At 43.9% G+C, this 23,203-nt stretch carries 27 protein-coding genes, 1 tRNA gene and 2 pseudogenes; 17 read left to right on the top strand and 13 right to left on the bottom strand.

What is annotated here, in order from left to right; genetic code table 11:
• The first annotated feature begins 15 nt into the window (after window positions 1-15).
• The 3 genes from whiA to VP472_RS16940 are packed head-to-tail and all read left to right on the top strand — an operon-like array spanning window position 16 to window position 2,018.
• Window positions 16-966, top strand: coding sequence for a DNA-binding protein WhiA (gene whiA / locus VP472_RS16950; protein WP_017418846.1), 951 nt, complete (start codon window positions 16-18; stop codon window positions 964-966).
• Window positions 967-989: 23 nt separating this feature from the next.
• Window positions 990-1,247 carry an HPr family phosphocarrier protein gene (locus VP472_RS16945; protein ID WP_025853523.1) on the top strand — a complete coding sequence of 86 codons (258 nt, stop codon included), beginning with the start codon at window positions 990-992 and terminating at the stop codon, window positions 1,245-1,247.
• A 24-nt stretch (window positions 1,248-1,271) separates the two neighbouring features.
• Window positions 1,272-2,018 carry an arylamine N-acetyltransferase family protein gene (locus VP472_RS16940; protein WP_070082432.1) on the top strand — a complete coding sequence of 249 codons (747 nt, stop codon included), beginning with the start codon at window positions 1,272-1,274 and terminating at the stop codon, window positions 2,016-2,018.
• Window positions 2,019-2,077: 59 nt separating this feature from the next.
• Here VP472_RS16940 and VP472_RS16935 read toward each other — a convergent pair whose 3' ends face one another.
• Window positions 2,078-2,467, bottom strand: a complete 390-nt coding sequence (locus VP472_RS16935) for a ribonuclease (RefSeq protein ID WP_223883540.1) — start codon at window positions 2,465-2,467, stop codon at window positions 2,078-2,080.
• 204 nt (window positions 2,468-2,671) lie between these two features.
• Entirely contained in the window at window positions 2,672-3,637 is a 966-nt protein-coding gene (locus tag VP472_RS16930; protein WP_015387656.1) for a 2-hydroxyacid dehydrogenase, read from the bottom strand.
• Between the two features lie 400 nt (window positions 3,638-4,037).
• On the opposite strand from VP472_RS16930, the gene VP472_RS16925 reads away from it, so the two are divergent.
• Window positions 4,038-4,619 (top strand): beta-class carbonic anhydrase, encoded by a 582-nt coding sequence (locus VP472_RS16925; protein ID WP_003151503.1) that lies wholly within the window; start codon window positions 4,038-4,040, stop codon window positions 4,617-4,619.
• Between the two features lie 2 nt (window positions 4,620-4,621).
• On the top strand, window positions 4,622-6,211 hold the full coding sequence (locus VP472_RS16920) for a SulP family inorganic anion transporter (RefSeq protein ID WP_014305896.1): 1,590 nt from the start codon (window positions 4,622-4,624) through the stop codon (window positions 6,209-6,211).
• A gap of 44 nt (window positions 6,212-6,255) precedes the next feature.
• Here VP472_RS16920 and VP472_RS16915 read toward each other — a convergent pair whose 3' ends face one another.
• Complete coding sequence (locus VP472_RS16915) at window positions 6,256-6,576, bottom strand: MazG nucleotide pyrophosphohydrolase domain-containing protein (protein ID WP_060674014.1); 321 nt, start codon at window positions 6,574-6,576, stop codon at window positions 6,256-6,258.
• A gap of 115 nt (window positions 6,577-6,691) precedes the next feature.
• On the opposite strand from VP472_RS16915, the gene VP472_RS16910 reads away from it, so the two are divergent.
• Entirely contained in the window at window positions 6,692-7,267 is a 576-nt protein-coding gene (locus VP472_RS16910) for an LOG family protein (protein WP_015387658.1), read from the top strand.
• Between the two features lie 230 nt (window positions 7,268-7,497).
• Here VP472_RS16910 and VP472_RS16905 read toward each other — a convergent pair whose 3' ends face one another.
• Both VP472_RS16905 and VP472_RS16900 read right to left on the bottom strand, forming a co-directional pair.
• Complete coding sequence (locus tag VP472_RS16905) at window positions 7,498-8,874, bottom strand: MFS transporter (RefSeq protein WP_060674016.1); 1,377 nt, start codon at window positions 8,872-8,874, stop codon at window positions 7,498-7,500.
• A 42-nt stretch (window positions 8,875-8,916) separates the two neighbouring features.
• Window positions 8,917-10,047 (bottom strand): 2-methylaconitate cis-trans isomerase PrpF family protein, encoded by a 1,131-nt coding sequence (locus VP472_RS16900; RefSeq protein ID WP_146275576.1) that lies wholly within the window; start codon window positions 10,045-10,047, stop codon window positions 8,917-8,919.
• A gap of 173 nt (window positions 10,048-10,220) precedes the next feature.
• Between VP472_RS16900 and VP472_RS16895 the strand changes: the two genes are divergently transcribed.
• A complete protein-coding gene (locus tag VP472_RS16895) occupies window positions 10,221-11,081 on the top strand; it encodes a LysR family transcriptional regulator (RefSeq protein WP_003151510.1) in 861 nt (286 codons plus the stop codon).
• A 43-nt stretch (window positions 11,082-11,124) separates the two neighbouring features.
• Here VP472_RS16895 and clpP read toward each other — a convergent pair whose 3' ends face one another.
• Together clpP and VP472_RS16885 are read right to left on the bottom strand one after the other, a co-directional pair.
• Entirely contained in the window at window positions 11,125-11,721 is a 597-nt protein-coding gene (gene clpP, locus VP472_RS16890; RefSeq protein WP_003151513.1) for an ATP-dependent Clp endopeptidase proteolytic subunit ClpP, read from the bottom strand.
• Between the two features lie 247 nt (window positions 11,722-11,968).
• Entirely contained in the window at window positions 11,969-12,943 is a 975-nt protein-coding gene (locus VP472_RS16885) for a LacI family DNA-binding transcriptional regulator (RefSeq protein WP_003151514.1), read from the bottom strand.
• A 390-nt stretch (window positions 12,944-13,333) separates the two neighbouring features.
• Between VP472_RS16885 and VP472_RS16880 the strand changes: the two genes are divergently transcribed.
• From VP472_RS16880 to VP472_RS16870, 3 genes are all read left to right on the top strand, one after another.
• Window positions 13,334-14,566 carry an MFS transporter gene (locus tag VP472_RS16880; RefSeq protein ID WP_101563121.1) on the top strand — a complete coding sequence of 411 codons (1,233 nt, stop codon included), beginning with the start codon at window positions 13,334-13,336 and terminating at the stop codon, window positions 14,564-14,566.
• 14 nt (window positions 14,567-14,580) lie between these two features.
• Entirely contained in the window at window positions 14,581-16,050 is a 1,470-nt protein-coding gene (locus VP472_RS16875) for a glycoside hydrolase family 32 protein (RefSeq protein WP_146275574.1), read from the top strand.
• 214 nt (window positions 16,051-16,264) lie between these two features.
• Window positions 16,265-16,340, top strand: a tRNA-Arg gene (locus VP472_RS16870).
• A gap of 59 nt (window positions 16,341-16,399) precedes the next feature.
• Here the strand turns inward: VP472_RS16870 and VP472_RS16865 are convergent.
• Both VP472_RS16865 and VP472_RS16860 read right to left on the bottom strand, forming a co-directional pair.
• Entirely contained in the window at window positions 16,400-16,711 is a 312-nt protein-coding gene (locus VP472_RS16865; protein WP_102422877.1) for a hypothetical protein, read from the bottom strand.
• 16 nt (window positions 16,712-16,727) lie between these two features.
• Complete coding sequence (locus VP472_RS16860; RefSeq protein ID WP_146275572.1) at window positions 16,728-18,155, bottom strand: lipase; 1,428 nt, start codon at window positions 18,153-18,155, stop codon at window positions 16,728-16,730.
• A 51-nt stretch (window positions 18,156-18,206) separates the two neighbouring features.
• Here VP472_RS16860 and VP472_RS16855 point away from each other — a divergent pair, with 51 nt between their 5' ends.
• Window positions 18,207-18,521, top strand: coding sequence for a DUF1433 domain-containing protein (locus VP472_RS16855; protein ID WP_165698143.1), 315 nt, complete (start codon window positions 18,207-18,209; stop codon window positions 18,519-18,521).
• Between the two features lie 188 nt (window positions 18,522-18,709).
• Here the strand turns inward: VP472_RS16855 and VP472_RS16850 are convergent.
• Window positions 18,710-18,820 (bottom strand): annotated as a pseudogene (locus tag VP472_RS16850) (sporulation transcription factor Spo0A); the annotation flags it as partial.
• A 96-nt stretch (window positions 18,821-18,916) separates the two neighbouring features.
• A pseudogene (locus tag VP472_RS20160) lies at window positions 18,917-19,284 on the bottom strand (lipase); the annotation flags it as partial.
• Between the two features lie 32 nt (window positions 19,285-19,316).
• On the opposite strand from VP472_RS20160, the gene VP472_RS16840 reads away from it, so the two are divergent.
• The 4 genes from VP472_RS16840 (at window position 19,317) to VP472_RS16825 (ending at window position 20,972) form a co-directional block, all read left to right on the top strand.
• On the top strand, window positions 19,317-19,631 hold the full coding sequence (locus tag VP472_RS16840; RefSeq protein WP_044052874.1) for a DUF1433 domain-containing protein: 315 nt from the start codon (window positions 19,317-19,319) through the stop codon (window positions 19,629-19,631).
• Between the two features lie 130 nt (window positions 19,632-19,761).
• Window positions 19,762-20,046, top strand: coding sequence for a DUF1433 domain-containing protein (locus VP472_RS16835; RefSeq protein WP_070082422.1), 285 nt, complete (start codon window positions 19,762-19,764; stop codon window positions 20,044-20,046).
• 257 nt (window positions 20,047-20,303) lie between these two features.
• Window positions 20,304-20,462 carry a DUF3237 family protein gene (locus tag VP472_RS16830; RefSeq protein WP_146275570.1) on the top strand — a complete coding sequence of 53 codons (159 nt, stop codon included), beginning with the start codon at window positions 20,304-20,306 and terminating at the stop codon, window positions 20,460-20,462.
• A gap of 21 nt (window positions 20,463-20,483) precedes the next feature.
• Window positions 20,484-20,972, top strand: a complete 489-nt coding sequence (locus VP472_RS16825; protein ID WP_146275568.1) for a phenolic acid decarboxylase — start codon at window positions 20,484-20,486, stop codon at window positions 20,970-20,972.
• 40 nt (window positions 20,973-21,012) lie between these two features.
• On the opposite strand, the gene VP472_RS16820 is transcribed toward VP472_RS16825, so the two are convergent.
• The gene (locus VP472_RS16820) at window positions 21,013-21,531 is read right to left on the bottom strand and encodes a spermidine/spermine N(1)-acetyltransferase (RefSeq protein WP_146275566.1); all 519 of its coding nucleotides are present in this window, start codon (window positions 21,529-21,531) and stop codon (window positions 21,013-21,015) included.
• A gap of 132 nt (window positions 21,532-21,663) precedes the next feature.
• Between VP472_RS16820 and VP472_RS16815 the strand changes: the two genes are divergently transcribed.
• Both VP472_RS16815 and VP472_RS16810 read left to right on the top strand, forming a co-directional pair.
• Window positions 21,664-22,293 (top strand): YczE/YyaS/YitT family protein, encoded by a 630-nt coding sequence (locus VP472_RS16815; RefSeq protein ID WP_146275564.1) that lies wholly within the window; start codon window positions 21,664-21,666, stop codon window positions 22,291-22,293.
• Window positions 22,294-22,371: 78 nt separating this feature from the next.
• A complete protein-coding gene (locus tag VP472_RS16810; protein ID WP_003151538.1) occupies window positions 22,372-22,902 on the top strand; it encodes a dihydrofolate reductase family protein in 531 nt (176 codons plus the stop codon).
• Window positions 22,903-22,933: 31 nt separating this feature from the next.
• Here the strand turns inward: VP472_RS16810 and VP472_RS16805 are convergent, their stop codons facing one another.
• Window positions 22,934-23,134 (bottom strand): hypothetical protein, encoded by a 201-nt coding sequence (locus VP472_RS16805; protein WP_003151539.1) that lies wholly within the window; start codon window positions 23,132-23,134, stop codon window positions 22,934-22,936.
• Window positions 23,135-23,203 lie beyond the last annotated feature (69 nt).

The raw sequence follows: 23,203 nt of genomic DNA, 5'->3' as shown, positions 1-23,203 counted from the left end.
AATGAGGTGGCTAATATGTCATTTGCATCGGAAACAAAAAAAGAACTGACGAATCTGGAAGTGAAGGACTGCTGCGCCAAGGCGGAGCTGTCCGCGCTGATTCGGATGAACGGTTCCCTGTCATTTTCAAACCGCCATCTCGTGCTTGACGTTCAAACCGAAAATGCGGCGATTGCCCGCCGCATTTATACATTGCTGAAGAAACAATATGATGTATCGGTCGAACTGTTAGTCAGAAAAAAAATGCGGCTGAAAAAAAACAATGTTTATATTGTGCGCTTTTCTGAAAATGCAAAGCTGATTTTAGAGGAATTGAAAATCCTCGGGGAGAACTTTATATTTGAACGGAATATTTCTGAGGAACTGGTGGCGAAACGGTGCTGCAAACGTTCTTATATGAGAGGGGCGTTTTTGGCGGGGGGATCTGTGAATAACCCGGAAACATCGTCGTACCACTTGGAAATCTTCTCGCTTTATAAGGAACATAACGATTCATTATGCGCGCTGCTGAATGAATTTCATCTGAACAGCAAAACGCTTGAACGGAAAAAAGGCTATATTACGTATTTAAAAGAGGCGGAAAAAATCACTGAATTTCTGAATGTCATCGGCGCTCACAATTCACTGCTGCGCTTTGAAGATGTGCGGATTGTCAGAGATATGAGAAACTCAGTGAACCGCCTCGTCAATTGTGAAACAGCAAACTTAAACAAAACCATCGGGGCTTCTCTCAGACAGGTGGAAAATATTAAATACATTGATGAACGGATCGGTCTTGAAGCGCTGCCGGAAAAGCTTCGCGAAATTGCGCAGCTGCGGATTGATTATCAGGAGGTCACGCTGAAAGAACTGGGGGAAATGGTTGCAAGCGGGAAAATCAGCAAATCCGGCATCAATCACAGGCTGAGAAAGCTCGATGAAATCGCAGAACAGCTGCGTACAGGACAAAGCATCACTTTGAAATAACCGTACAGAAAAGGGGAGATCTTATGGTTCAGGGGAAAGTGGAAGTGCGTTTAAAGACGGGATTGCAGGCGCGCCCCGCTGCATTGTTTGTACAGGAGGCAAATCGTTTTGCATCAGATGTGTTTCTTGAGAAAAACGGCAAGAAAGTGAATGCCAAAAGCATTATGGGATTAATGAGTCTGGCGGTCAGCTCGGGGACGGAAGTCACTCTGATCGCTGAAGGCGACGATGAAAAGGAAGCGCTGGAAAAGTTGTCCGCTTATGTGCAGGAAGAAGTGTAAACACTTTGTAAGGGGGACGGAACGATGAATGAGTTTCTGAAAGATTGTTATCAAACGATAGGCTGGGAAAAGGATTCCCTCGATTTCAGCAACCTGCCGGAGTTTTTAAAGGCGCTCGCGTATCGGTTTCCGTTTGAAAATCGCGCGGTTTTGTCCAAAAAAGAATATGACGTCACGAAAGAAGGACTGTGGCGGCACATGGTGAAGGAACCTCATGGCGGCCTTTGTTATGACTTGAACGGACTGCTTTATTTCATCCTGAAAGATGCCGGATTGGATGTCAAATTGATCCGCGGAACGGTCTGGAAAAACGGCTGGGCGCTGCCCGGCACACATGCGGCCGTACTTCTTTCCGCCGGAGGGAATGAGTACATCGCTGATGCAGGCTTCGGCCTCAATCTCGCCATGCAGCCTGTGCCGATGTCGGGAGACGAGACGGTATCAGCGGCCGGAGCGTTCCGCGTGAGGATAGAAGATACGGAATTCGGGGCATACGTGCTTGAAATGAACAAAGGGGACGGCTGGCAGACAGGTTACGCATTTTCGCTTGAAGAAATCGATGAAAAGGACCTCAAGTCTATGAAACAAACAATCTTTGAACATGAACGTTCTCCTTTCAACAAACGCCTGCTTGCTTCTAAGCGGACACCGGAAGGGCACATGGTTCTGTCTGAACGCAATATAACAATAAAAAAACACGATGGCACGGCGGAAAACAGCAGAATAGACCGATCAGAGTTCGAAGAAAAATTTACTGCTCATTTTATATGAAGCTCGCAGGTTCTCTGTAAAAAAACGGCCTCCGCAGGGAAGCCGTTTTTTGTATGTGTTTATCTCATTTTTGTAAAGGTTTGATAGTGGTCTGTCGTCTTATAAATCAGCCAGTCGCTTGAGTAAAGAATCCGGTCTGAATTTCTGAAGCCTGATGTATAGTTAATATCCGCTTCACGCCACGTCCGTCCGCTTTTTGCAGGGAGTTTGCCTTCCCTGTTTGAGAAGATGTCTCCGCCGATGCTTTTCCCCGGGGCGACCTCCGCCAGATTCCCCTTTGATGCCACCCAGCCGAGGGCCTGTGCTTCTGATTTTGTAATGTAATTATCAGGAAGCTTATGATAGGTCTGAAGATAATCCGCAACCCCGTCAAACGTGTTGATAACCTGTGCTTCAGTGTGCGCCTTGTGAGAAGATGTATCCGTCTTGGCAGCCGTTGAAAACAGCATCCCCGCCGCGGAGAACAGCACCAGCAAACAAACGGAAATCCACGATAATCGTTTTTTCAAAGCAATACCTCCCATTTTTATCATGTGAAGCTGATTCCTTTTCATTGTATCAGCATCAAGAGAAAGGAATAGAAAGAATTTTAAAATAGTACTTTTGATCTAGTGAAAAATAAACCCCGGCTGAAACGGCCGGGATTTTTCATCTCATTGAAATTCCTTCGTGAGGTTTTTCGGTGTTTTTCCGTATACGGCGTCAATCATGTTTTGTGCGGCTTGCTTGAACATATTCAAGCGGATTTTTGCCGTTGCTGACCCGATATGAGGAAGCAATGTGACGTTTTCCAGCTGCAGGAGCGGATTGTCTTCGGCGATCGGCTCTTTTTCAAACACATCTAAACCGGCGCCTTTTATCCAGCCCTCCTGCAATGCGCGGATGAGCGCTTTCTCATCAACCGTCTTTCCCCGGGAAATATTGACGAAACATGCCGTATCTTTCATCAATTTAAATTCCCGCTCTCCCATCATATGATACGTTTCGTCAGTAAGCGGCGTAATTAAAAGCACAAAGTCTGATGTTTTCAGCAGTGTATCTAAGTCGGCATATGTAACCCCGAGTTCCTTCTCAGCATCCGGTTTTCTGCTGCGGTTATAATACAGCACGTCCATATCGAAGCCGAATTTTGCCCGTTTGGCAGCTTGTTCACCGATTCTGCCCATGCCGATAATTCCTAATGTCTGATGGTGGACATCCATACCGAAAAGAGATTCCTCCTCAACGGTTCCCCATTTGCCGGCGCGGACGAATCGATCCAATTCGGCAACCCGTCTGGCGGAAGACAGAATTAATGAAAAAGCCAGATCAGCGACAGTGTCATCTAAGGTGTACGGTGTATGCGTGCCGACAACCCCGCGTCTTTTCATTTCTTCAATATTAAAATTATCATAGCCGACTGAATTATTGCTGACGACCTTCAGCTTCGGCGCGTGATCCAGCAAATCACTGTCAATCGCCGTTCCGGATGTCAGCAGCCCTTCAGCATCTTTCATTTTTTCGTACAGTTTCTCTTTTGGAATGGTATCTTCTTTCCAGATGTCATAGCGGCAATGCTCGCCTATCATTTGTTCGACTTCGGGCGGTATCGGTTTCGCGATGAATACATAGGGTTTCAACGGGCTTCTCCTCCTTTGTCTTTCTTCTCTATTTTATTATATAAGAGAAGCGGTAACGTGAGAAATTTTCAAACGCATTACGATAAATTTCTGGTTCTTTTGAACTTAAAATGAAAGAAAAAGAAATGTACATGCTTGATTTCTCCAAACAGTAACAGAATCCGCCTATATTTCTGAAGGCAAAATGAGCGGAACCGCTGTTTTCAAAAGCTTTATAGGTTGGTGTAAAGATAAATTTTATTATTTTTGAAAGATATAAATGAATATAATCTGAATTTACAGTTAAATTATCGTGTCTTTTTTTGAAAGCGCTTTTGAGGCCTTTTTCTGTGCTATAATTCCTTACTGTAAGCTGGGTAAGAAGGCTTGCAATACAATCGGATGGGAGATGAATAGAAAAATGGTTTCTTTATCAAGCATTTTGGAGCACAACCAGCAGTTTGTCCAAGAAAGGAAATATGAACCTTACCAAACGACAAAATTCCCGAAAAAAAAGCTTGTCATCGTATCCTGTATGGATACAAGGCTGACGGAGCTTCTGCCGCAGGCGATGGGACTCAGAAACGGCGATGCCAAAATCATAAAAAACGCGGGAGCCATTGTTTCTCACCCATTTGGAAGTGTTATGCGGAGCATTTTGGTTGCCGTTTATGAACTGCAGGCAGAGGAAGTCTGCATCATAGGTCACCGCGAGTGCGGAATGTCGGGATTAAATGCGGCTTCCATATTAAATAAAGCAAAAGAGCGCGGCGTGGAGGACAAATGTCTCAGCCTTCTGCAGCATGCGGGAGTCGATTTGGAAACATGGCTGACCGGTTTTCACAGCGTCGAAGAAAGCGTGGCCCACAGCGTGAATATGGTCAGGCATCATCCGCTCTTGCCTGAAGAGGTGCCGGTGCACGGGCTGGTGATCGATCCGGGAACGGGGACGCTGGATGTAGTCGTTGACGGTTATGAAACAGTCAAAGGAGGATGCAGCTGACGATGCAATTTACCGGCAGATACCAGGGGTACAATTTGCAGAAATTTCAGAAAGACCTAATCGCGGGAATTGTAGTCGGAATTGTAGCGATTCCACTGGGAATGGCCTTTGCCATCGCCTCGGGGGTCGGTCCGGAATACGGGCTTTACACCGTTATTGTGGCCGGAATTCTGATTTCGCTGTTGGGCGGGTCTAAATATCAGATCGGCGGGCCTACAGGGGCGTTTGTTCCCATTTTATTTGCCATTGTGATGCAGTATGGTTTTGAGAATTTACTTGTAGCCGGTTTTATGGCAGGCGTCATGCTCGTCCTGTTTGGCGTATTTAAGCTCGGAAAGATTATGAAATTCGTGCCGAAGCCGGTGATCGTCGGATTTACGGCCGGGATCGCGGTGCTGATTTTCTCGGAGCAGATTGCCCATTTTCTCGGTCTGCGCGATATCCAAAAGCATGAAAGCTTTATCCTCAACATTGCGGAAATAGGCAAGAAGATCGGAACCTTTAATTTGTACAGTATCCTCATCGCGGGAATTGCTTTGGCCATTTTGCTGTTATCAGCCAGGCTGATGCCGAAGATTCCCGGCGCGCTTGTGGCGCTGCTTGTCTCTACAGCCGCGGCGGTCGTGTTTTTTCCTGACAAAATGGCGACAATCGGTTCTGCTTACGGGGAAATTCCGCGGCAGCTTCCGGCTTTCCAGCTTCCGGATTTCTCAATTGATAACATGGTGATGATGTTTCCGTCGGCTCTGATCATTGCGCTTCTCGGCGGACTTGAATCCATATTATCGGCGATGGTCGCGGACAATATGAAAGGATCACGGCATGACAGCAATAGGGAGCTTGTCGGGCAGGGCATCGCCAATATGGCAGCGCCGCTTTTCGGCGGCATACCGGCAACGGGAGCGATTGCGCGGACCGCAACAAATATTAAAAACGGCGCAGTTTCTCCGATTTCCGGTGTTGTCCACGGAGTCACCGTCCTCCTCGTCCTGCTCGTCTTCGCCCCGCTTGCCGTTCACGTACCGCTGGCAAGCATGGCGCCGGTATTGATGGTTGTGGCTTGGAACATGAGTGAGCGGAGGGAAGTCGCCAATATGATGCGGCTGAAAAACACTGATTCATTCGTACTGGCGGCAACCTTTTTGCTGACGGTTCTGTTTGATTTAATTATCGGCGTTTCTGCCGGTCTTGTGCTCGCTTTTGTTTTCTTTATCAGAAAAATGAGCGAATCAACAAGCATTAAAACACCGCATGCCGCGGTCAAATCGGTTAAAAATGATTCGTCCGTCAGCACATATTCCATTGAAGGGCCGCTGTTTTTCGGTTCAATTGATTCACTGGAATCATCGCTGCTGGAGAGGCTTCAGGAAAAGCCGAAGACGCTTATTCTGCTGATGAATAATGTACATTACATGGATACCTCCGCAGAAGCGGTGCTGGGGAATGTGATGAACCGGATCAAACGGCATAACGGGAGATTGATGATCGTCGGATTGCAATCACAGCCGAGAGAGCTGATCCGGAAGACGGGGCTGTTTCATAAAATCGGGAAACAGCATTTCTTTGAGCATCAGGACGAGATAACGGGATAAATTCAGATACGGCCTGTCCATGAAAAAGCGGACAGGCCGTGTTTTTATTCGGTTTCAAAGCGCTTGATCAGTTTTTCCTGATGGGCTTTCATCACATCTTCTAACGTGATTCCGTACTTATCGGCAAGGATAGCCAGATTTCCGAGGACGTCACCCATTTCTTCAATCAGCTCCTGTCTGCGTTCAGCCTGGGTTGCGTCCTTTTCATCCGGCCGGTCTCTGCCGATTTCATATGCTCTTACCGCCCGGGCGAGCTCACCCGCCTCTTCCATTAAAAAGCCGATTCTGATAAATGGCCCGTACGCCGTCCATCCTCGTTTTTCGTAAAAATCTATCGTCCATTGTTCTGCTTCAGCCATCTGCATGTGAAACACTCCTTATGTCCTGTATGATTCTTATTGATATTATCATATAGAGATGGGACAATATATAGTGTATTTTGATTTATTGATGTACATATATAGATGCGGAGATGAAAAGATGAAAACCATTTGTGTATTTGCGGGGTCAAACCCGGGGGTAAATGAAGAGTACAAACGCAAAGCGGCCGAACTGGGTGAATATATGGCGGAGCAGGGAATCGGCCTTGTTTACGGCGGTTCACGGGTCGGTCTGATGGGAACCGTCGCTGATGCGTTAATGGCAGGCGGCGGAAAAGCTGTCGGCGTCATGCCGAGCGGGCTTTTCAGCGGAGAGATTGTTCATCAGAATCTGACGGAGCTGATTGAAGTCAGCGGCATGCATGAGCGGAAAGCGAAAATGAGTGAACTTGCCGACGGGTACATTGCCATGCCCGGCGGTTTCGGAACATATGAAGAGTTATTTGAAGTGCTGTGCTGGGCGCAAATCGGCATTCATCAAAAACCGATCGGACTGTACAATGTGAACGGGTATTTTGAGCCGATGATGAAGATGGTCAAGTACAGCATCCAGGAAGGATTTTCGAATGAGTCTCATTTAAAGCTGATACACAGTTCCTCCCGGCCGGATGAGCTGATTGAGCAGATGAATCGGTATACATACCCGATTTTAGATAAGAAATGGCGTGAATTGTAAGGCAGCGGTCGGAAATATGTTTCGGCATCTGAAGGAAAATTGTTCGGCGGCTGCATCTGATTCATTCTGACGGAAAGTTCTTTTCTCTTTCTCGTGCGTACCACGCCTTTCTTCGTAATAAGAGATATGGCTGAGAATAAGATGCGAATGAGAATGCTGTTGGGGTTGAAAGAAGAACATCCATTTCCTCAGAGGAGATGGATGTTTTGCGGTTTGCAGACTGTATGCGTTTACAACTTTTGTTGTACGAATGTTTCTTCCGATATGAAATCATCCTGCTGCATCTTTTGTTTTTTTGAACCGATTCCAAATATACCGACTGTCAGTGCACAAAGAAACCAGCAGCCTGTAAAGAATAAGAAAACACTTAAAAATCCGTAGCCTGAATACAGGAAACTGACGACAAAGGGACCGGCTACATTTGCAAGACGTCCTACGCCGTAAGTGAGGCCATTTCCAGATGCCCTGGCTTCAACCGGATATAATTCCGGCGTATAAGCATATGCGATCGAACTGAAAGTACGCTCAAACATATGCATGAGAAATCCGCATACGATAATGACCATCGGCAAAGGATTGATGCCGTAAAAGAATCCAAGCGCCATAATAATTAACGATAAAACAGAAATGGCCCACTTTCGATCCACACGGTCAGAGATTTGCGACGCAATGAGAGCGCCCAGCGGGGCACCGATCGTTCCCAGAGTGACGTATACGATAGACTCATCCATTGATACGCCTTCTTTCACCAGAAGGGTGGGAACCCACGTGCCAAAGCCTTGAATGGCAATCGTGGAAGCTGCCCACATCGTCATTAAAACAAAAGTTCTTCCTGCCAAAGGCTTTTGAAACAGCGTCCGATATGGAACGGATTTTACAGCGGTTTGTCTGCTTTGCAGAGCCGGAGCTGGTTCAGGCAGTTCACCCTTTTCTTTTTCTGCTTTTGCCTCCAGTTCAAGCAGAATGCGGTGTGCTTGTTCGCTTTTTCCTTTCGTGTCCAGCCATTTCGGTGATTCTTCCAGTTTTCTGGCGATCAGCGGGAAAAAAATACCGACAGCGCCGAATAGAAAGATAAACCGCCAGCCGTAAGAGGCGGACGGCACGACCAATTTAGCCACCCAGCCGGCCGCAGGAATTCCGCATATGCCGATTGTAATACAGATTGCCTGGTATTTTCCCTTAGTTGCGGATGGGAAAAATTCGCTGATATACGTACTTGCCACAATCGTTGTGGCGCCGATACCTAAACTCGTAAGAAATCTAAAAACACCGAGTATTTCTGGGTTCCAAGCCAGAGAAGAGAGGAGGGAGAAGGAAGAGAAAAAGGTGACAACCAGAATTAAACCTTTTTTCCTTCCGAAACGGTCTGAAAACCATCCTCCGGCAGAGGCGCCGATAAACATCCCGAAATAGGAGACAGACGTAATAAAAGCGATGGTATGAGTGGATATGTTCCATTCCTTTAAAAGTGAAGGCGCCGCATATGAAAACGTATTTAAATCGATAAAATCAAAAAAGTAAGCGAATGAAAGGATAACGAGCACTGCTTGATGGGCCCTTGAAAAAGGCAGTCTGTTTAATCGATTAGACGCATTTACATTGATCATCTCGTATTCCTCCGTTTATCTTTGACTTGTCTGAAGACGGTATTAACCAATGTGATTCAGCGTATTCATGTTGTAACTTTGTTTAGTAAACACATAGCCTTCAGAGATTTTTCTTGCTGTGCGTACTACTTTAATCGTTGTTCCATCCGGATCAACATCTGCCTCGGTTTTTAAAATACCGCTTGGATGCCCCAATCGAATCGTTCTGCCGGAGAATGAAAATTCAGATAATATTGTATCTTGCAATAGCATGCCGGCAGTCGTACATACCGCCCCTGTAATGGCTAAAGCTTGATGCGGTTTTTGCATGGACATCATACGAATGACAAGATCCATCTCTTCTGCGTGTCTCTTTATCCCTTTTGTATCGATATAATCCGCTGGAGATGAGATTAATGTCAGTTTTGGTACGGCCGGTGATTTTGCAGCAGCCTCATGTCTCGGAGCGAATCTGCATTTCTCGGCTGCAATTGATCGGATTATTTCGAGCTTTTCCAATATATCCGGAGTATATTCGTCCGGAAGTTCTATGCCGGTAAGCCCCATGTCCTTTGCTTTTACAAAGACAAGCGGATTGGCGTAATCAATAATCGATACGGAGATATTCCCATACGGTGTATCGAGAACATCAATAGGCTGACCGGTCGGAAACAGCTTACCGGTCACCGCCCCTTCAGCCTGGTGAAATGAAAGATAAATAGGAGAAGCTGTACCTGGAACCCCCGGAATAGAGCAGTCCCCCTGGTAATGAAATGTTCCATTTCTGACTTCGACTTCTGCTACGATCACTTTTTGAGTGTTTGTATTTAAAATTCTGACTGTTGTCACCGGCTCTTCAGCTTGAACGAGCCCTTTCTCAATAGCATAAGGGCCTACGGCAGAAGAGATATTTCCGCAATTGCCTTTGAAGTCGGTAAAATTGTCAGTCAAACTGACCTGAGCAAACGTATACTCAACATCTGCGTCCTTTCTGGCGGATTTCTTAATAATGGCTGCCTTGCTTGTGAGAGAATGGCCGCCGCCGAGACCGTCAATTTGTCTCTCGTCAGGGCTCCCCATAATGTCTAAAAGAAAATCGCTCCATAGGTTTGTATCGTCTGGCATGTCTTTTTGAAGAATAAAAACGCCTTTGCTGGTGCCGCCTCTCATAACGGTTACAGGAACTTTTTCCATGCTGTCTCATCCTTACATCATTTTGTGTGGATAAAAAGGTACCGGTCCCTTTGGAAGATATCGTATGATAAATAAGGATTATAAGTAAAACATATAATTTTTATAAAGTTGAATAAAAAACTTTTATAATATGAGAAAATTTTATAGCAGAAAAATATTTTGGGGGATTTCATATGGATGAAAAGGATTGGATTGTGCTCATTACATTATTCGAAGAAAAAAATATGACGAAGGCGGCAGAGCGATTATATATGACACAGCCGGCGTTAAGTTATCGGCTCAAAAACCTGGAAGCACAATTCGGAGTGCGCCTTTTTTATAAAAGAAAAAAAGGGATGGAGTTCACTTCAGAAGGTGAACATCTGGTTGATTATTCGAAAGAGATGCTGCAGGAATTCAGAAGAGTGAAGGATGATATGCTCAATATGAGCCATGAAGTCAGCGGGGTTCTCAGATTAGGAGTCTCAAGCAATTTTGCTCAGTATAAGCTCCCGGCGATTCTAAAACGGTTTTCTGATCAGTATCCGTCTGTTCAATTCCACGTCAATACGGGATGGAGTGCAAAAGTGATGGATCTGCTTCATCATTCGGGGGTACACCTTGGGATTATGAGGGGGAATTATGATTGGCAAGGGGAAAAACAACTGTTAAATGAAGAGAGACTGTACCTTATTTCAAAAACTGAAATCAACAGTGAGGACCTTCCCAAATTGCCGATGATTTATTATCAAACTGATGCTTCTTTGAAAAGTTTGATTCAAAAATGGTGGAATAACCAATTTACTGAACCGCCTTTCATTGCAATGGAGGTAGACAGGCAGGAAACCTGTAAAGAGATGGTGAAAAATGGCCTCGGTTATTCTGTTGTGCCGGAAATCTGTCTTCAGCCTTCTGATGAATTATACACATTGGCGCTATCCTATAAAAATAACGAGCCTGTGATACGCGATACTTGGCTCATGTATGATTCTTCAGCGTTAGAATTATCTGTCGTCAAAGCATTCATTACTTTTTTGAATGGGAATAAAGCATAAAAAAACCTGCAAGAGACATCATCTCTTGCAGGTTTCTGAGGCATTACTTCTGGTCTTCCGTATTGCGTGTCAGCACTTTATCGATTAAGCCGTATTCTAAGGCTTCATCAGCTGATTTGAAGTTGTCGCGGTCTGTATCGCGCTCAATGACTTCAAGCGGCTGGCCGGTACGTTCAGCAAGCACTTTGTTTAATTTGTCGCGAAGCAAGAGAATGCGTTTTGCCGCGATTTCAATTTCTGTCGCCTGTCCTTGCGCTCCGCCAAGCGGCTGGTGAATCATAACTTCACTGTTAGGAAGCGCGTAACGTTTGCCTTTTTCTCCGGCTGCAAGTAAAAATGCTCCCATAGAAGCGGCCATACCGATGCAGATCGTGGATACTTTCGGTTTAATGAACTGCATTGTATCATAGATTGCCATACCGGCAGTGATTGATCCGCCAGGGCTGTTAATGTAAATGGAAATATCTTTTTCAGGGTCTTCCGCTTCAAGGAATAAAAGCTGTGACACGATGGAGTTCGCAACGTTGTCATCAATCGCAGATCCAAGCATGATAATACGGTCCTTCAAAAGACGGGAGTAAATGTCATAAGCTCTTTCTCCGCGGTTCGTTTGTTCAATGACTGTAGGTATTAAATTCATAATGCTCCTCCTTCACCTTTTAGGTAAGTATGTATTTACATGATACATTTTTGGTCAATAAAGGTCAAACAAAACGCTGACCAAAATGCCAACCTTTTCTTCTAACACCATTTTTCCCATAAAACAAAAAGTTCAAACAGCAAAGTGGAAATGAGGATGATCAGCGCCGGAGCCTTGAGAAAATGATATGGCCGGAGCGCTCAAAATAGACCGCAGTTCCGTCGGTACATACGGCTGAACGGTCTGACTACGTTGTCCGTCCTTCCAAAAGCCGTACCGGCAAACACGTTTCCAGCGGCAAATCATCAAATTCGCCTTCAATTTCTTTTGCTAAAATCTCGATGGCTGTTTTGGAAATCAATTCGATCGGCTGCTGGATGGTTGTCAAGTCCGGCAGAACCGATTGAACGGTTTCAGTGCCGTCATAACCGATCACTTTTAATTGATTCGGGATGTCTTTCCCCCGTTTTTTAGCCTCGTTCATCACGGCAGCCGCCATGATATCATCGCTGGCAAAAATTCCGTCGGTGTCAGGCTGTTCATCGAATAATGTTGAAATAATATCATGGTAATGCTGATAAAAGGGTACTTCATATGTAATAGGCTTCCGTCCGTGTTCATGCATGACGTCTTCGTATGCTTTTCTTCTGAGGTTTGCCGGTGTTTCGAGTTCAATCGGGCCGTTGAGATGGACGATGTGCCGGCACCCTTTTTCAATCAGCAGTTCAGCCGCCTTTTTTCCGCCGTCATAGTTGTCTGAGCCGACGACGGGAATCGTGTCCGATAAGTAATGATCAATGGCGACAATCGGCAGATTCTGCTTGTGATAATTGAGAATTCCCCGGTTATAAGTCACGGCGATCACGCCGTCCACTTGGTTTCTTATCAGCATCTCCAAATATTTTTCTTCCTTATCCTTTCGATGTAAACTGTTGCAAAGCAGCAGTTTGTAGCCCATGGACGTACAAATGCTTTCAATATGAAAGGCGAGTTCGCCGAAAAACGGGTTGCTGGAGTTTGGGATGATAAGTCCTATTAAATTGGTTCGTTTTCGGAATAAAGAGCGGGCCAGATCGTTTGGAAAGTAATTGATTTCTTCCATCGCCTTGTACACTTTTTCTTTTGTTTTTTCGCTGATATAGCCGCGGTTATTTAATACCCGCGAAACGGTTGTAGAGGAAACTCCCGCTATTTTCGCAACATCATGAATGTTAGGCTTCATTCCCGTGCCCTCCTGCATACTGAAATGGCTTACAATTTCCGTCACGCACTTATTTTAGAGAATCAGGCTGACATGTGCAAGGACATTCCATGTTTCTGTTTTCATATAAAGAGGGTGCGTTTTGTTTGATTGGAATAATCAGAAAATCATATGTCAACCGATTGACATATGAAACCGGTTGACATACAATTCTTTTTGAAAGCGCTTTATTTATGGAGTGAAGGGAAGTGACGGGTATGGAGAGATGGCTGGCGGCAATAAAGTGAAGGAATCAAGCAGCGGCGGAAAGTAAGCGCTTACTCGGAGCTCGCATGTATGTGATGAATATGAAGAAGGAAGTATGCGGCTCTAAAACGGCTATTAAAAGGTCCTATTAAAGGAGCGGTGCAAATGAAAAGCTCAAAAAGTCTGTATTGGAAACTGAGTGCTTATTTCTTCTTTTTCTTTTTTACTTGGTCTTCCAGCTATTCTTTATTTGCGATTTGGTTAGGGCAGGAAATCAATTTAAACGGATCAGCGACAGGCATTATCTTTTCTGTAAACGCCGTATTTGCCCTATGCATGCAGCCTCTTTACGGTTTTATCTCTGACAAATTGGGGCTGAAGAAAAAGATATTGTTTATGATCAGCTGTCTTCTCATATTCACGGGTCCGTTTTATATCTTCGTCTATGGGCCGCTTTTACAATACAACGTCTTTCTTGGCGCCGTTGTCGGAGGCTTATATTTGGGAGCCGCTTTTTTGGCGGGAATAGGCGCGATTGAAACGTACATTGAAAAGGTCAGCCGTAAGTATGATTTCGAGTATGGAAAATCAAGAATGTGGGGCTCGCTGGGCTGGGCGGCGGCTGCATTTTTTGCGGGGCAGCTTTTCAATATCAATCCCAATATCAACTTCTGGATCGCCTCTGTTTCAGCCGTCATATTAACGGCCATTATCATGTCTGTGAAAATAGAAATGACCGATCATGAGAAAAACAGAGCGGAATCGGTCCGGTTAAAAGATGTGGGGCGGCTCTTTTTATTAAAAGATTTCTGGTTTTTTATGATGTACATTATCGGGGTGACTTGCATTTACGGCGTATATGATCAGCAGTTCCCGATCTACTATGCGTCTTTGTTTCCTTCAGTGTCAATGGGTAACCAAGTATTCGGCTATCTGAATTCATTCCAGGTGTTTTTGGAGGCCGGCATGATGTTTCTTGCGCCTTTTATCGTCAATAAGTTCGGAGCGAAAAACAGTTTGATTTTAGCGGGGTTTTTAATGGCTTTCCGCATCGTCGGGTCCGGAATTGCAGTTGAGCCTGTAGGCATTTCATCAATGAAACTCATCCACGCACTGGAATTGCCGATTATGCTGATCGCCGTTTTTAAATATTTGGCTGCCAATTTTGATACGCGTCTGTCGTCCGTCCTTTATCTCGTCGGTTTTCAATTCGCATCTCAGGCAGGCGCGTCGATTCTGTCGCCGCTTGCGGGAGGATTATATGACAGTGCGGGGTTCCGTCAAACCTATCTCATCATGGGAATCATCGTCTTTGGTTTTACCGTCATTTCCATATTTACTTTATTGGGCCCGAAACAAAACAGCAGGCGTGTCCAGCGTCTGCAAAAAATCGGATAGAGAGGATGTTACAAATGGACAGAATTCAGCAGGCGGAAGAAGCTTTGAAGGAAGCCGAGGGTAAAGTGAAACAAAGGTATCGATTGGGGTATCATATTATGCCCCGGGCGAATTGGATCAATGATCCGAACGGGCTTATTCAGTTTAAAGGAGAATACCACGTCTTTTTTCAGCATCATCCGTATGATGAGCATTGGGGGCCGATGCATTGGGGACATGTAAAAAGTAAAGATCTCATTCATTGGGAGCACCTGCCGGTTGCCTTAGCTCCGGGCGACGCATTCGATCAAAGCGGCTGTTTTTCGGGAAGCGCGGTCGATGATCATGGAAGATTAGCCCTTATCTATACAGGACATAATATAATTGATCAAGAGAAAGACCTATTCTATCAAACTCAAAATATCGCTGTCAGCCAAGATGGAACCGTGTTTGAAAAGCTTCAGGAAAACCCCGTTATTGCGGAACCGCCGGAAGACAGCGCCCGTCATTTCCGCGATCCGAAAGTATGGAAGCATCGCGATGTTTGGTATATGGTCATCGGCAACTCTTCAAAAGAAAATGTCGGACGGGTCGTTTTATACCGTTCACCTGATTTGCGTGATTGGGAATACGCGGGGGTTCTCGCCCAAAGTGACGGTAATCTCGGCTATATGTGGGAATGTCCTGATTTCTTTGAACTAGGCGGCAAACATGTCCTGCTGATTTCGCCACAGGGTATTGAAGCGGACGGTGATTCCTATCAAAATTTACATCAAACCGGCTATTTAATCGGTGACTATAATAATGAAACAAACAAATTTACACACGGCGCTTTTAAAGAACTGGATCACGGCCATGACTTTTACGCCGTGCAAACATTATTAGATGATAAAGGACGCAGAATTGCTATCGGCTGGATGGATATGTGGGAATCTGAGATGCCGACAAAAGCAGACGGATGGTGCGGTGCACTGACTTTGCCGCGAGAACTGACTTTGCGTGATGATCATAAACTTTTGATGAATCCCGTGGAAGAAACCAAGCAGCTGCGGAAAATGGAATATCGGGAATGTGCCGGACGATCGATTTCAGGGAGTTACTTGGCAAAGACGTCCGAAGACCTGCTTGAAGTCCGAGCCGTGTTTGATGTAAACGATTCTGATGCCGAAGCGGCAGGTTTTAAAATTCGCGGCCTTGACGAAGAAGAACTTGTGCTGACATACAATCTAACGGATAAAAAGCTGACACTTGATTGCACTAAGATGGGGAAAGCGAAAGACGGTGTGAGAAGGGTGCGGCTGGATGCAAACGGCAAGCTGGCGCTGCGTATCTTTATTGACAGATCCTCGGTTGAAGTATTCGCCAATCATGGAGAAACAACGATGACAAGCCGTATCTATCCGAATGAGGGCAGATTGGGGATTGAGCTGTTTTCTGAGAAAGGCGCCGTAAAGGTTGAGGAATTCACCTATTGGACGTTAAAAGACATTTGGAAAAAAAGCTGAAACGGGTGATTGCCGCTTTTTCTGCAGCGGCTGGAAATGTACCGAGCCGGGGGCGGCCGCCTGAAATAAGTTTTTTGTGAAAATCAATGCCGTTAAATGATGCAGGATTATGCTGCATGAGGACGCTGCATAATCCTGTTGTGTGTAATCAAAAAAGAGTTGCTTTCTGTGCGTTTCTTTATTATAATATAAAGGTATCTGATTGAAAAAACGTGCGCTCGTAGCTCAGTTGGATAGAGCGGTGGTTTCCGGTACCACGTCTGTCGGGGGTTCGAATCCCTCCGAGCGCGTCTCAGTTAAGACGATAGGAAAAACCTCGCAGATGATAAATCTGCGAGGTTTTTTTATTTTATCTTGTTTTGAAACTGCTAACGAATGTGTCTCTGTTATGTTCGGTTCCGGCAATCAGCCGCGCACTTTCACTGATCCGCTGTGCGAGAGCTTTTTGCGCCTTGCCTTCGAAGCTGTTTAATAGTGCTGAATACACTTCATATAATTCATCTTTCAACGTATCCATTTCGAATGTCGGTTTCAGCGTTTGGCGCACTGTTTCCAGTTTTGTCCCCGCTGCCTGCGTCATGGCGGTTTTCAGCATCTGCCGCTGCAGCCTTTTCTTCATCGGGTCGTCCTTGTGTTCTAAAAGTTCGTCTAATGTCGGCATTATGTATCCACCTCTATCATCTTAACCAGTTTGCGAGCATCTGGTCTTTTTCCTGAAATTCGTCCGCTATTTTATGTAAGAATCCGCCGATCTCTTCAAGGTCCGTGATCGCCGCCTGCAAAGAATCAATAAACGCCTGCTCAGCCTGTGTGTCGTAAAAAATCGGGCCTTTATCGTAGGATTGCGCAATATCTTCAATTGTATTGGTCACGTCCTGTGCTTGAAGCTGATCAAACAAGCCATGCCCAACTTGGCCGTAAAATTCCGTTTTCAGCTCGGCGATTTTTTCATCGTGCTCTTGATAGGCGTTCTGCGCTTCTTTTTTCATCGTCCGCAAATCCTCAGTCATGGCCTGCACCTTTTCAGCCAGCTTCTTTGCGTTTTTCGGCGTTACTTTTATCGCGTCTCCGCTTCCGATCGCACCGGCCGGCAGAAGAGCGCCGAGATTTTTATCGAAAACTAATTCATCACCATTCGGATTTGTGATGTTTCCGTTTCGGTCAAATATGAAATTCGCTTCGTTTAAGCCGTGTGTATCCGGATTTCTCAGAATGACCGTAGTGAAGAAATAAGCGAGATTCTTGCTGATCTGCTCGTTTAAGTTCCCGCCAAGCCGCTGCTTCCGGCTGAACTGTGAGAGCGAGGGGTTTTTCGTATAAATTGTTGTCCCGTTGTGGCGGTCATATTCGTTCCAATAACCTGCCCCGACCATGTCGTCCGGATTGATAATGGACCGGATGTATGGATCGTATATGCCGCTGTTGATGTCTTTCTGTGTTTCTTCATCGTGCAGTTTTACGACGGAGGGGCTGTTAAACGCGACGGCGTACACATCATTATTCACTGCGCTGTATTCGGCCTCAGCGCCGCCGAGTGAATGGCCGGTTGTTGAAATAATCGTTGACGTTCCGGCATACTTTTTCTTTACGCTGCGTACCAGCTGATCGGCTTGATCGATTTGCGATGTTTTCGTTATCAGCTTATACTTTCCGGTTGTGAGCATGGCGTCTTGAGAGGGCGTTCCATTGTATTTTCCGAGTGTTTTCGAGGTATCCTCCGCGCCTTTTTTTACAATATAATACACTTCTTTTTGCGGATCATTTCCGAAAACAATATTCCCGCCGTCCGCTTTTACGCCGTCATTGATCGGGTCTTTTCCGATATCGGTTCCCGCAAAGGCGACGACCACGTTTTCGGGGTTTTTTGATTTTACCCATTTTCCGTTTTTTGTCTTGATGCCTTTTGAGAATACAAAGGCATCAAGACCCGTATCAGAATCCTGCTTCACTTTCTCAACGTACCAATATGACGTCTTACTTATTTTATAAGGAGTTTTATATTTCATATGCAGGGCTAACATTTTATAATTATAAGCTGCTTGACTCAAACGGTAATATTCTTTATCTGTGACATTAGAGACGGTTATTTCTTTTCCTTTTGGCATATATACATCACCTTTCTTATATTGTAAAATAGTTCCGAAAGGATGATACGCATGAGAAAATACATTATTATCCTAATTGTTATAATTATAGCAGTGGGAGGTTTTTTCGTGAAGCGTCAATATGATAAACATAAAAACGAAGAAAAACTTGTGATTGAGGCGCAAGAGCACATGAAGATTTACTTAAAAAAAGACTATAAAAATGTACAGGAAGTTCATTTTTCAAAAGACTACAATATCGATCCGACAGGCGGAGTTGAAGTTTCAGGCTACATAAATAATAATAAAGAAAAAGAATTTTCCGGTATATATGATCCAACGAACAAGGAGATAGGTATTTCAGTGGTCAATGCCGAAGAAAGATAAAATACCCACCTCAGGATGAGTGGGTATTTATTTTGTTTAATTATCTTACAAGATTCGAGATATGTTTCTCATACAGTTCAAACCTATTCCTGAGATCAATCGCCTCTACCGTCTCATTTGTCGAGGTATCCCCGATATTAACGATAACCGCGTACAAATATCATGACAACTCAACGTTAGGAAAAACGTCAGATCAGCATTTTACTCGCTTTAAGTTCCAATCTTAACTTGTCAGTAACAATCGCGATGAATTCTGAATTGGTTAGCTTTGCTTTTGACATGCTGAAAGTATATTCATATCAAGTTTTCAGTAGTTACGTTTACTTAATCCATGAGGGGAAGTCCAAGAAGCACTGCAATATTAAGCTATCAAATATTTAGGTGGGCAAATTACTATTGTAGGTTCCGACCGTTCGATGTATCCTCCGTATCTTCTTTTACAAAATAATACACTTCTGTTTTCGGATTATTTCCGAAAACAATATTCCCGCCGTCAAAGATCGGGCCTTTTGCGATTTCGGTTCCTGCAAAGGGGACGACCACGTTTTCGGGGTTTTTGATTTCACAGTTTACCATTTTTCTTCACTGCTTGTACTAATACAACCGCATCGAGCCCTGTATCATCGTCTGATTTTATTTGATCGACGTACCAATAAGTAGGTTTTGAAATGGAAGAATTAGTACGTATATACTCATTGTTCACTAATTTCCTTTTAAGATAGTCATAGTTATAAGCACGTTTATATAGCACCTTTCTTGTCATGTAAAATAGGGTAGGGAAAGGAATGATTTTTTTTGAAAAAATACCTTATTATTGTATCGGTGTTAATTATAACTGTTGGAGGGTTGATTATGAAGCATCAATATGATGTGAAAAAGGAAGAAAAGGCTCTTTTTGAAAAAGCCAAAAGTAAAATGACCGAATACTTGCATCACGAGTACAAGGGAATAGAGAAAATTTCTTATGATGATTATTTTATTGATCCAACTGGCGGAATTACAGTTGAGGGGTATCTAAACGGCGATAAAACTAAAGAATTTGACGGTTTATATGATCCTGTAGGTGACAAAATAGGGAGCTCCTCTGTGGATGCGGAAGAAAAATCTTAAGACCCTAAATGCATCGGATGTCACCACCATTTTCTAGTCCGCGAGCTTCATCATAACTGATGGGACGGATGATTCTGTGAAAAAATATATTATTATCTTCATTATCTTAATAGCAGCCGGAGGTTTTATAATGAAGAGTATGAATGATAAAAATGTTCAGGCTGAAGAGATAAAGATTGCGCAAGAACGAATGGAGAAATTTATCAAAGCGAATTATGAAGGTATACATAACGTTACATTTAAAGATAAATACGAGATAGATCCAATGGGCGGGATAGAGGTATTTGGCTATTACAACGGTGATACATCGAATAAATTTGATGGTATTTATGATAAAGCAAATGACAAGATCATGGGGCACTCAATAGACGCTGTAAGTAAGAAAGGATGCAGAGATAAAGATTGTGATTACTAAGAAGACGCTCGTCTGCGTTTTTTATAGATGAGCTTAATGAAAAAGACAAGGGTTTCGGCGTGGGCCGCCCTTGTCTTTTTTATTGAACACCTCTTTTTCCGGGTAAAATATAACCGGAAAAAGCTCATTATTTGACAGTCCATTTTAACAGCGTTACAATTAAATGTGTAAATAGTTACATGTTTAAATAAACATAATGTCTCGGGAGGTGATACGTCCTTGAATGAACTTTCTTTAAAAAAGTCATTTATGAGTCAGTGAACCGCATCATTGATCCCGAGCACGTGTATTTCCGCACTGTGCCTGTGTTTGAAACAAGCAATGAGGCATATCAGCATCTGCAGGACCGGCTGTTTATCGGGGCTGCGGTCAGATTGCCGGATGACATTCGGTTAGATATTTATGAAATTCAATAATAAGATGGAGAGTGAGTCAACATGGAAAACTTTATCGGAAGCCATATGATTTACACGTATGAAAACGGCTGGGAGTATGAAATCTATATTAAAAATGATCATACGATCGACTATCGGATTCATAGCGGAATGGTAGGCGGCCGTTGGGTGCGCGACCAGGAAGTGAATATCGTCAAGCTGACAGAAGGCGTATACAAAGTGTCATGGACTGAACCGACAGGCACAGACGTTTCCTTAAACTTTATGCCGCATGAAAAACGGATGCACGGAATTATTTTCTTCCCGAAATGGGTGCATGAGCATCCGGAAATCACGGTGTGCTACCAAAATGATTACATTGACGTGATGAAAGAGTCACGTGAGAAATATGAAACGTACCCGAAATATGTCGTTCCCGAGTTTGCGGATATTACGTATCTCAACAATGCGGGAATCAATAACGAAACATTGATTTCAGAAGCGCCGTACGAAGGAATGACCGATGATATCCGTGCGGGAAAATTAAAATAAGAGAAAAACCCGGCAGCTTGGCCGGGTTTTTTGTATCCTTTTACGACAGGGTTTTGGTCATGATAAAGTCGACTTGTTTATCATCCCCCATATAAAAAGAGTGTTCTCCGGTTTGGACAAACCCCATTTTTTGATAAAAGGCGATTGCATTTTCGTTTTTTTCCCATACGCCCAGCCAGATGTTCTTTTTGTTGTGTGCTGTTGCGATTTTCACAGCTTGATTCAGCAGATATTTGCCAAGCCCGTGTTTCTGATGGCTTTTTCTTATATAAATTCTCTCAATCTCAAGAGAATCTTCCCCCATTTTTTCTGACTGTGCTTCGTTCATGTTGACTTTTACATACCCCGCAAGGTCATGATGATAATAAACAAAATAGAATTGAGAAGACGGATTGGATAATTCCTTTTTCAGCTGTTCAGAGCGGAATGCATTTTCCAAATAAGCTTTCATATTTTCAGGTGAATTTTGATCTTTAAATGTATCATTGAATGTTTCAATGCTTATCTCCCGGAGCTCTGTTATATCGTTAAGGCTGCACTTTTTTAATTGAATACTCATGGTCATACAGCTCCTTTCTTCATTTATCATATCAGCTGGATTTTGTTGTATTTGCAATGAAAATACCGTATAGTAAACATAACGTAATTTTGTTGTATTTGCAACATAAAATAAGAAGATGAGGACGATAAAGTGAAATATGTTTTTTATGTTTTAGGAATCATGATCTTGACCTTTGGTATTTCTGTCACGATTCAATCAGATCTTGGAACATCGCCTTTTGATGCGCTTATTGTGGGATTGTCCGTCCATGCAGGGCTTACCGTGGGAAGCTGGGAAATCATCATCGCTTTCCTGTTAATTTGCTGTAATTCAATGTTAAAAAGGCAAAGACCGGAATTTTCAGGGATGATTACGGCGTTCATAACGGGAATCGGGATTGATATGTGGCTTTTTTTTCTGCATCGAGTCATAACGCCTCAACTATGGTACGGAAAGGCGGGCTGTTTTGCAATCGGTTTAGTTGTGATAGGGATAGGAACCGCAACCTATCTGCACACAAATTTCGCACCGATCCCGGTTGATCGGTTAACGCTAATTGTCCGTGATTTAACCGGGAGAAGCATCTTTTTTTCAAGAACGGTCATTTACTTCATATTTTTCATACTGGCCGTGATGCTAAAAGGTCCGGTAGGCATCGGAACGTTATTAACCGTTTGTTTAGGAGGGATCATCCTTCATTTCTTTATGCCGATTACCGGAAGATGGATAGACGGCATATTAACAGCATCTCCAAAGCAGGAAGAAACGAAAACCCGGTAACGGCGGTTTTTATCCGATTCTATCATTTTTCATTTCACCCGCATGTTTAAGGTATAATAAAAAAGGGGGAGGGATTTTATGAGCGGTCAAAGAAAGCTCGTTTTTTACGGAGCTGTCAGCGCAGATGGCTATCTTGCGCGGGAAAATCATTCTTTAGATTGGTTAATCGGAACTGAAGGTGAAGACAGCACCGATTATGAAGCTTTCTATGAATCTGTCGATACGATCATTATGGGCAGAAAAACATACGAGGAAATATTGGTTTTATTGCCTGAGGAATTTCCGTACAAAGGTAAAGAATGCTATGTGTTTTCGCGGACATTGACCGGGCGTACTGAACATGTGCGGTTTATTCATGAAGAGCCTGCCGATTTTATAAATGCATTGAAACGCCAAGAAGGCAAGCGGATTTGGATTGTCGGCGGGAGTGATCTGCTGCACCCGGTTTTGGAGGAAAAACTTGTCGATGAGTTTATCATTCAGATCGCCCCCGTTCTGCTCGGCCGCGGAATTTCTTTGTTTAAACCCGGAGACCGGGAGACAGGACTGAAGCTGACTGATGTCAGGCGTTACAAACAATTTGCGGAGTTGCATTATGAAGTGAGATAAAATGAAAGGTATGAACGAAACCCAGTAAAGGTTACCGGGTTTCTTTTTCATGTTTGTTTTTATGTTTTGAAATAGTGTGGGCCGGACCGAATGAAAACCCTGCAACCATGATAACAACCCCTATCCACCTCACGGCATAGAAATCAGTGTCGCGCAGGAAGATAAATGAAACTAAGATAATAAGCGCCCCGATTATAACGGCAGCTGTACCGATAATACTTGATTTCTCCATATAAAAACTCCTTTATGAATGTTTGGTTAACGTATTGGGTTGGAATATAACATATCAGGGGTAATGCGG

Origin of the sequence: Bacillus sp. MT(2024), assembly GCF_036362845.1 — a bacterium.
Classification (GTDB): Bacteria; Bacillota; Bacilli; order Bacillales; family Bacillaceae; genus Bacillus; species Bacillus velezensis.
Note: the sequence above shows the minus strand (reverse complement) of the source record. Positions and strands in the feature narration are given on the sequence as shown.

Bases quoted from the DNA above. Each gene is read 5' to 3' on its own strand.
- VP472_RS16810 (WP_003151538.1), top strand. From the start codon at position 22,372: ATGAGCGGTCAAAGAAAGCTCGTTTTTTACGGAGCTGTCAGCGCAGAT.
- VP472_RS16855 (WP_165698143.1), top strand. From the start codon at position 18,207: ATGAGAAAATACATTATTATCCTAATTGTTATAATTATAGCAGTGGGA.
- VP472_RS16820 (WP_146275566.1), bottom strand. From the start codon at position 21,531: ATGAGTATTCAATTAAAAAAGTGCAGCCTTAACGATATAACAGAGCTC.
- clpP (WP_003151513.1), bottom strand. From the start codon at position 11,721: ATGAATTTAATACCTACAGTCATTGAACAAACGAACCGCGGAGAAAGA.
- VP472_RS16880 (WP_101563121.1), top strand. From the start codon at position 13,334: ATGAAAAGCTCAAAAAGTCTGTATTGGAAACTGAGTGCTTATTTCTTC.
- VP472_RS16945 (WP_025853523.1), top strand. From the start codon at position 990: ATGGTTCAGGGGAAAGTGGAAGTGCGTTTAAAGACGGGATTGCAGGCG.
- VP472_RS16935 (WP_223883540.1), bottom strand. From the start codon at position 2,467: ATGCTGTTTTCAACGGCTGCCAAGACGGATACATCTTCTCACAAGGCG.
- VP472_RS16940 (WP_070082432.1), top strand. From the start codon at position 1,272: ATGAATGAGTTTCTGAAAGATTGTTATCAAACGATAGGCTGGGAAAAG.
- VP472_RS16900 (WP_146275576.1), bottom strand. From the start codon at position 10,047: ATGGAAAAAGTTCCTGTAACCGTTATGAGAGGCGGCACCAGCAAAGGC.
- VP472_RS16905 (WP_060674016.1), bottom strand. From the start codon at position 8,874: ATGATCAATGTAAATGCGTCTAATCGATTAAACAGACTGCCTTTTTCA.
- VP472_RS16920 (WP_014305896.1), top strand. From the start codon at position 4,622: ATGCAATTTACCGGCAGATACCAGGGGTACAATTTGCAGAAATTTCAG.
- VP472_RS16885 (WP_003151514.1), bottom strand. From the start codon at position 12,943: ATGAAGCCTAACATTCATGATGTTGCGAAAATAGCGGGAGTTTCCTCT.
- VP472_RS16835 (WP_070082422.1), top strand. From the start codon at position 19,762: ATGAAGAGTATGAATGATAAAAATGTTCAGGCTGAAGAGATAAAGATT.
- VP472_RS16895 (WP_003151510.1), top strand. From the start codon at position 10,221: ATGGATGAAAAGGATTGGATTGTGCTCATTACATTATTCGAAGAAAAA.
- VP472_RS16805 (WP_003151539.1), bottom strand. From the start codon at position 23,134: ATGGAGAAATCAAGTATTATCGGTACAGCTGCCGTTATAATCGGGGCG.
- VP472_RS16915 (WP_060674014.1), bottom strand. From the start codon at position 6,576: ATGCAGATGGCTGAAGCAGAACAATGGACGATAGATTTTTACGAAAAA.
- whiA (WP_017418846.1), top strand. From the start codon at position 16: ATGTCATTTGCATCGGAAACAAAAAAAGAACTGACGAATCTGGAAGTG.
- VP472_RS16925 (WP_003151503.1), top strand. From the start codon at position 4,038: ATGGTTTCTTTATCAAGCATTTTGGAGCACAACCAGCAGTTTGTCCAA.
- VP472_RS16860 (WP_146275572.1), bottom strand. From the start codon at position 18,155: ATGCCAAAAGGAAAAGAAATAACCGTCTCTAATGTCACAGATAAAGAA.
- VP472_RS16865 (WP_102422877.1), bottom strand. From the start codon at position 16,711: ATGCCGACATTAGACGAACTTTTAGAACACAAGGACGACCCGATGAAG.
- VP472_RS16825 (WP_146275568.1), top strand. From the start codon at position 20,484: ATGGAAAACTTTATCGGAAGCCATATGATTTACACGTATGAAAACGGC.
- VP472_RS16875 (WP_146275574.1), top strand. From the start codon at position 14,581: ATGGACAGAATTCAGCAGGCGGAAGAAGCTTTGAAGGAAGCCGAGGGT.
- VP472_RS16910 (WP_015387658.1), top strand. From the start codon at position 6,692: ATGAAAACCATTTGTGTATTTGCGGGGTCAAACCCGGGGGTAAATGAA.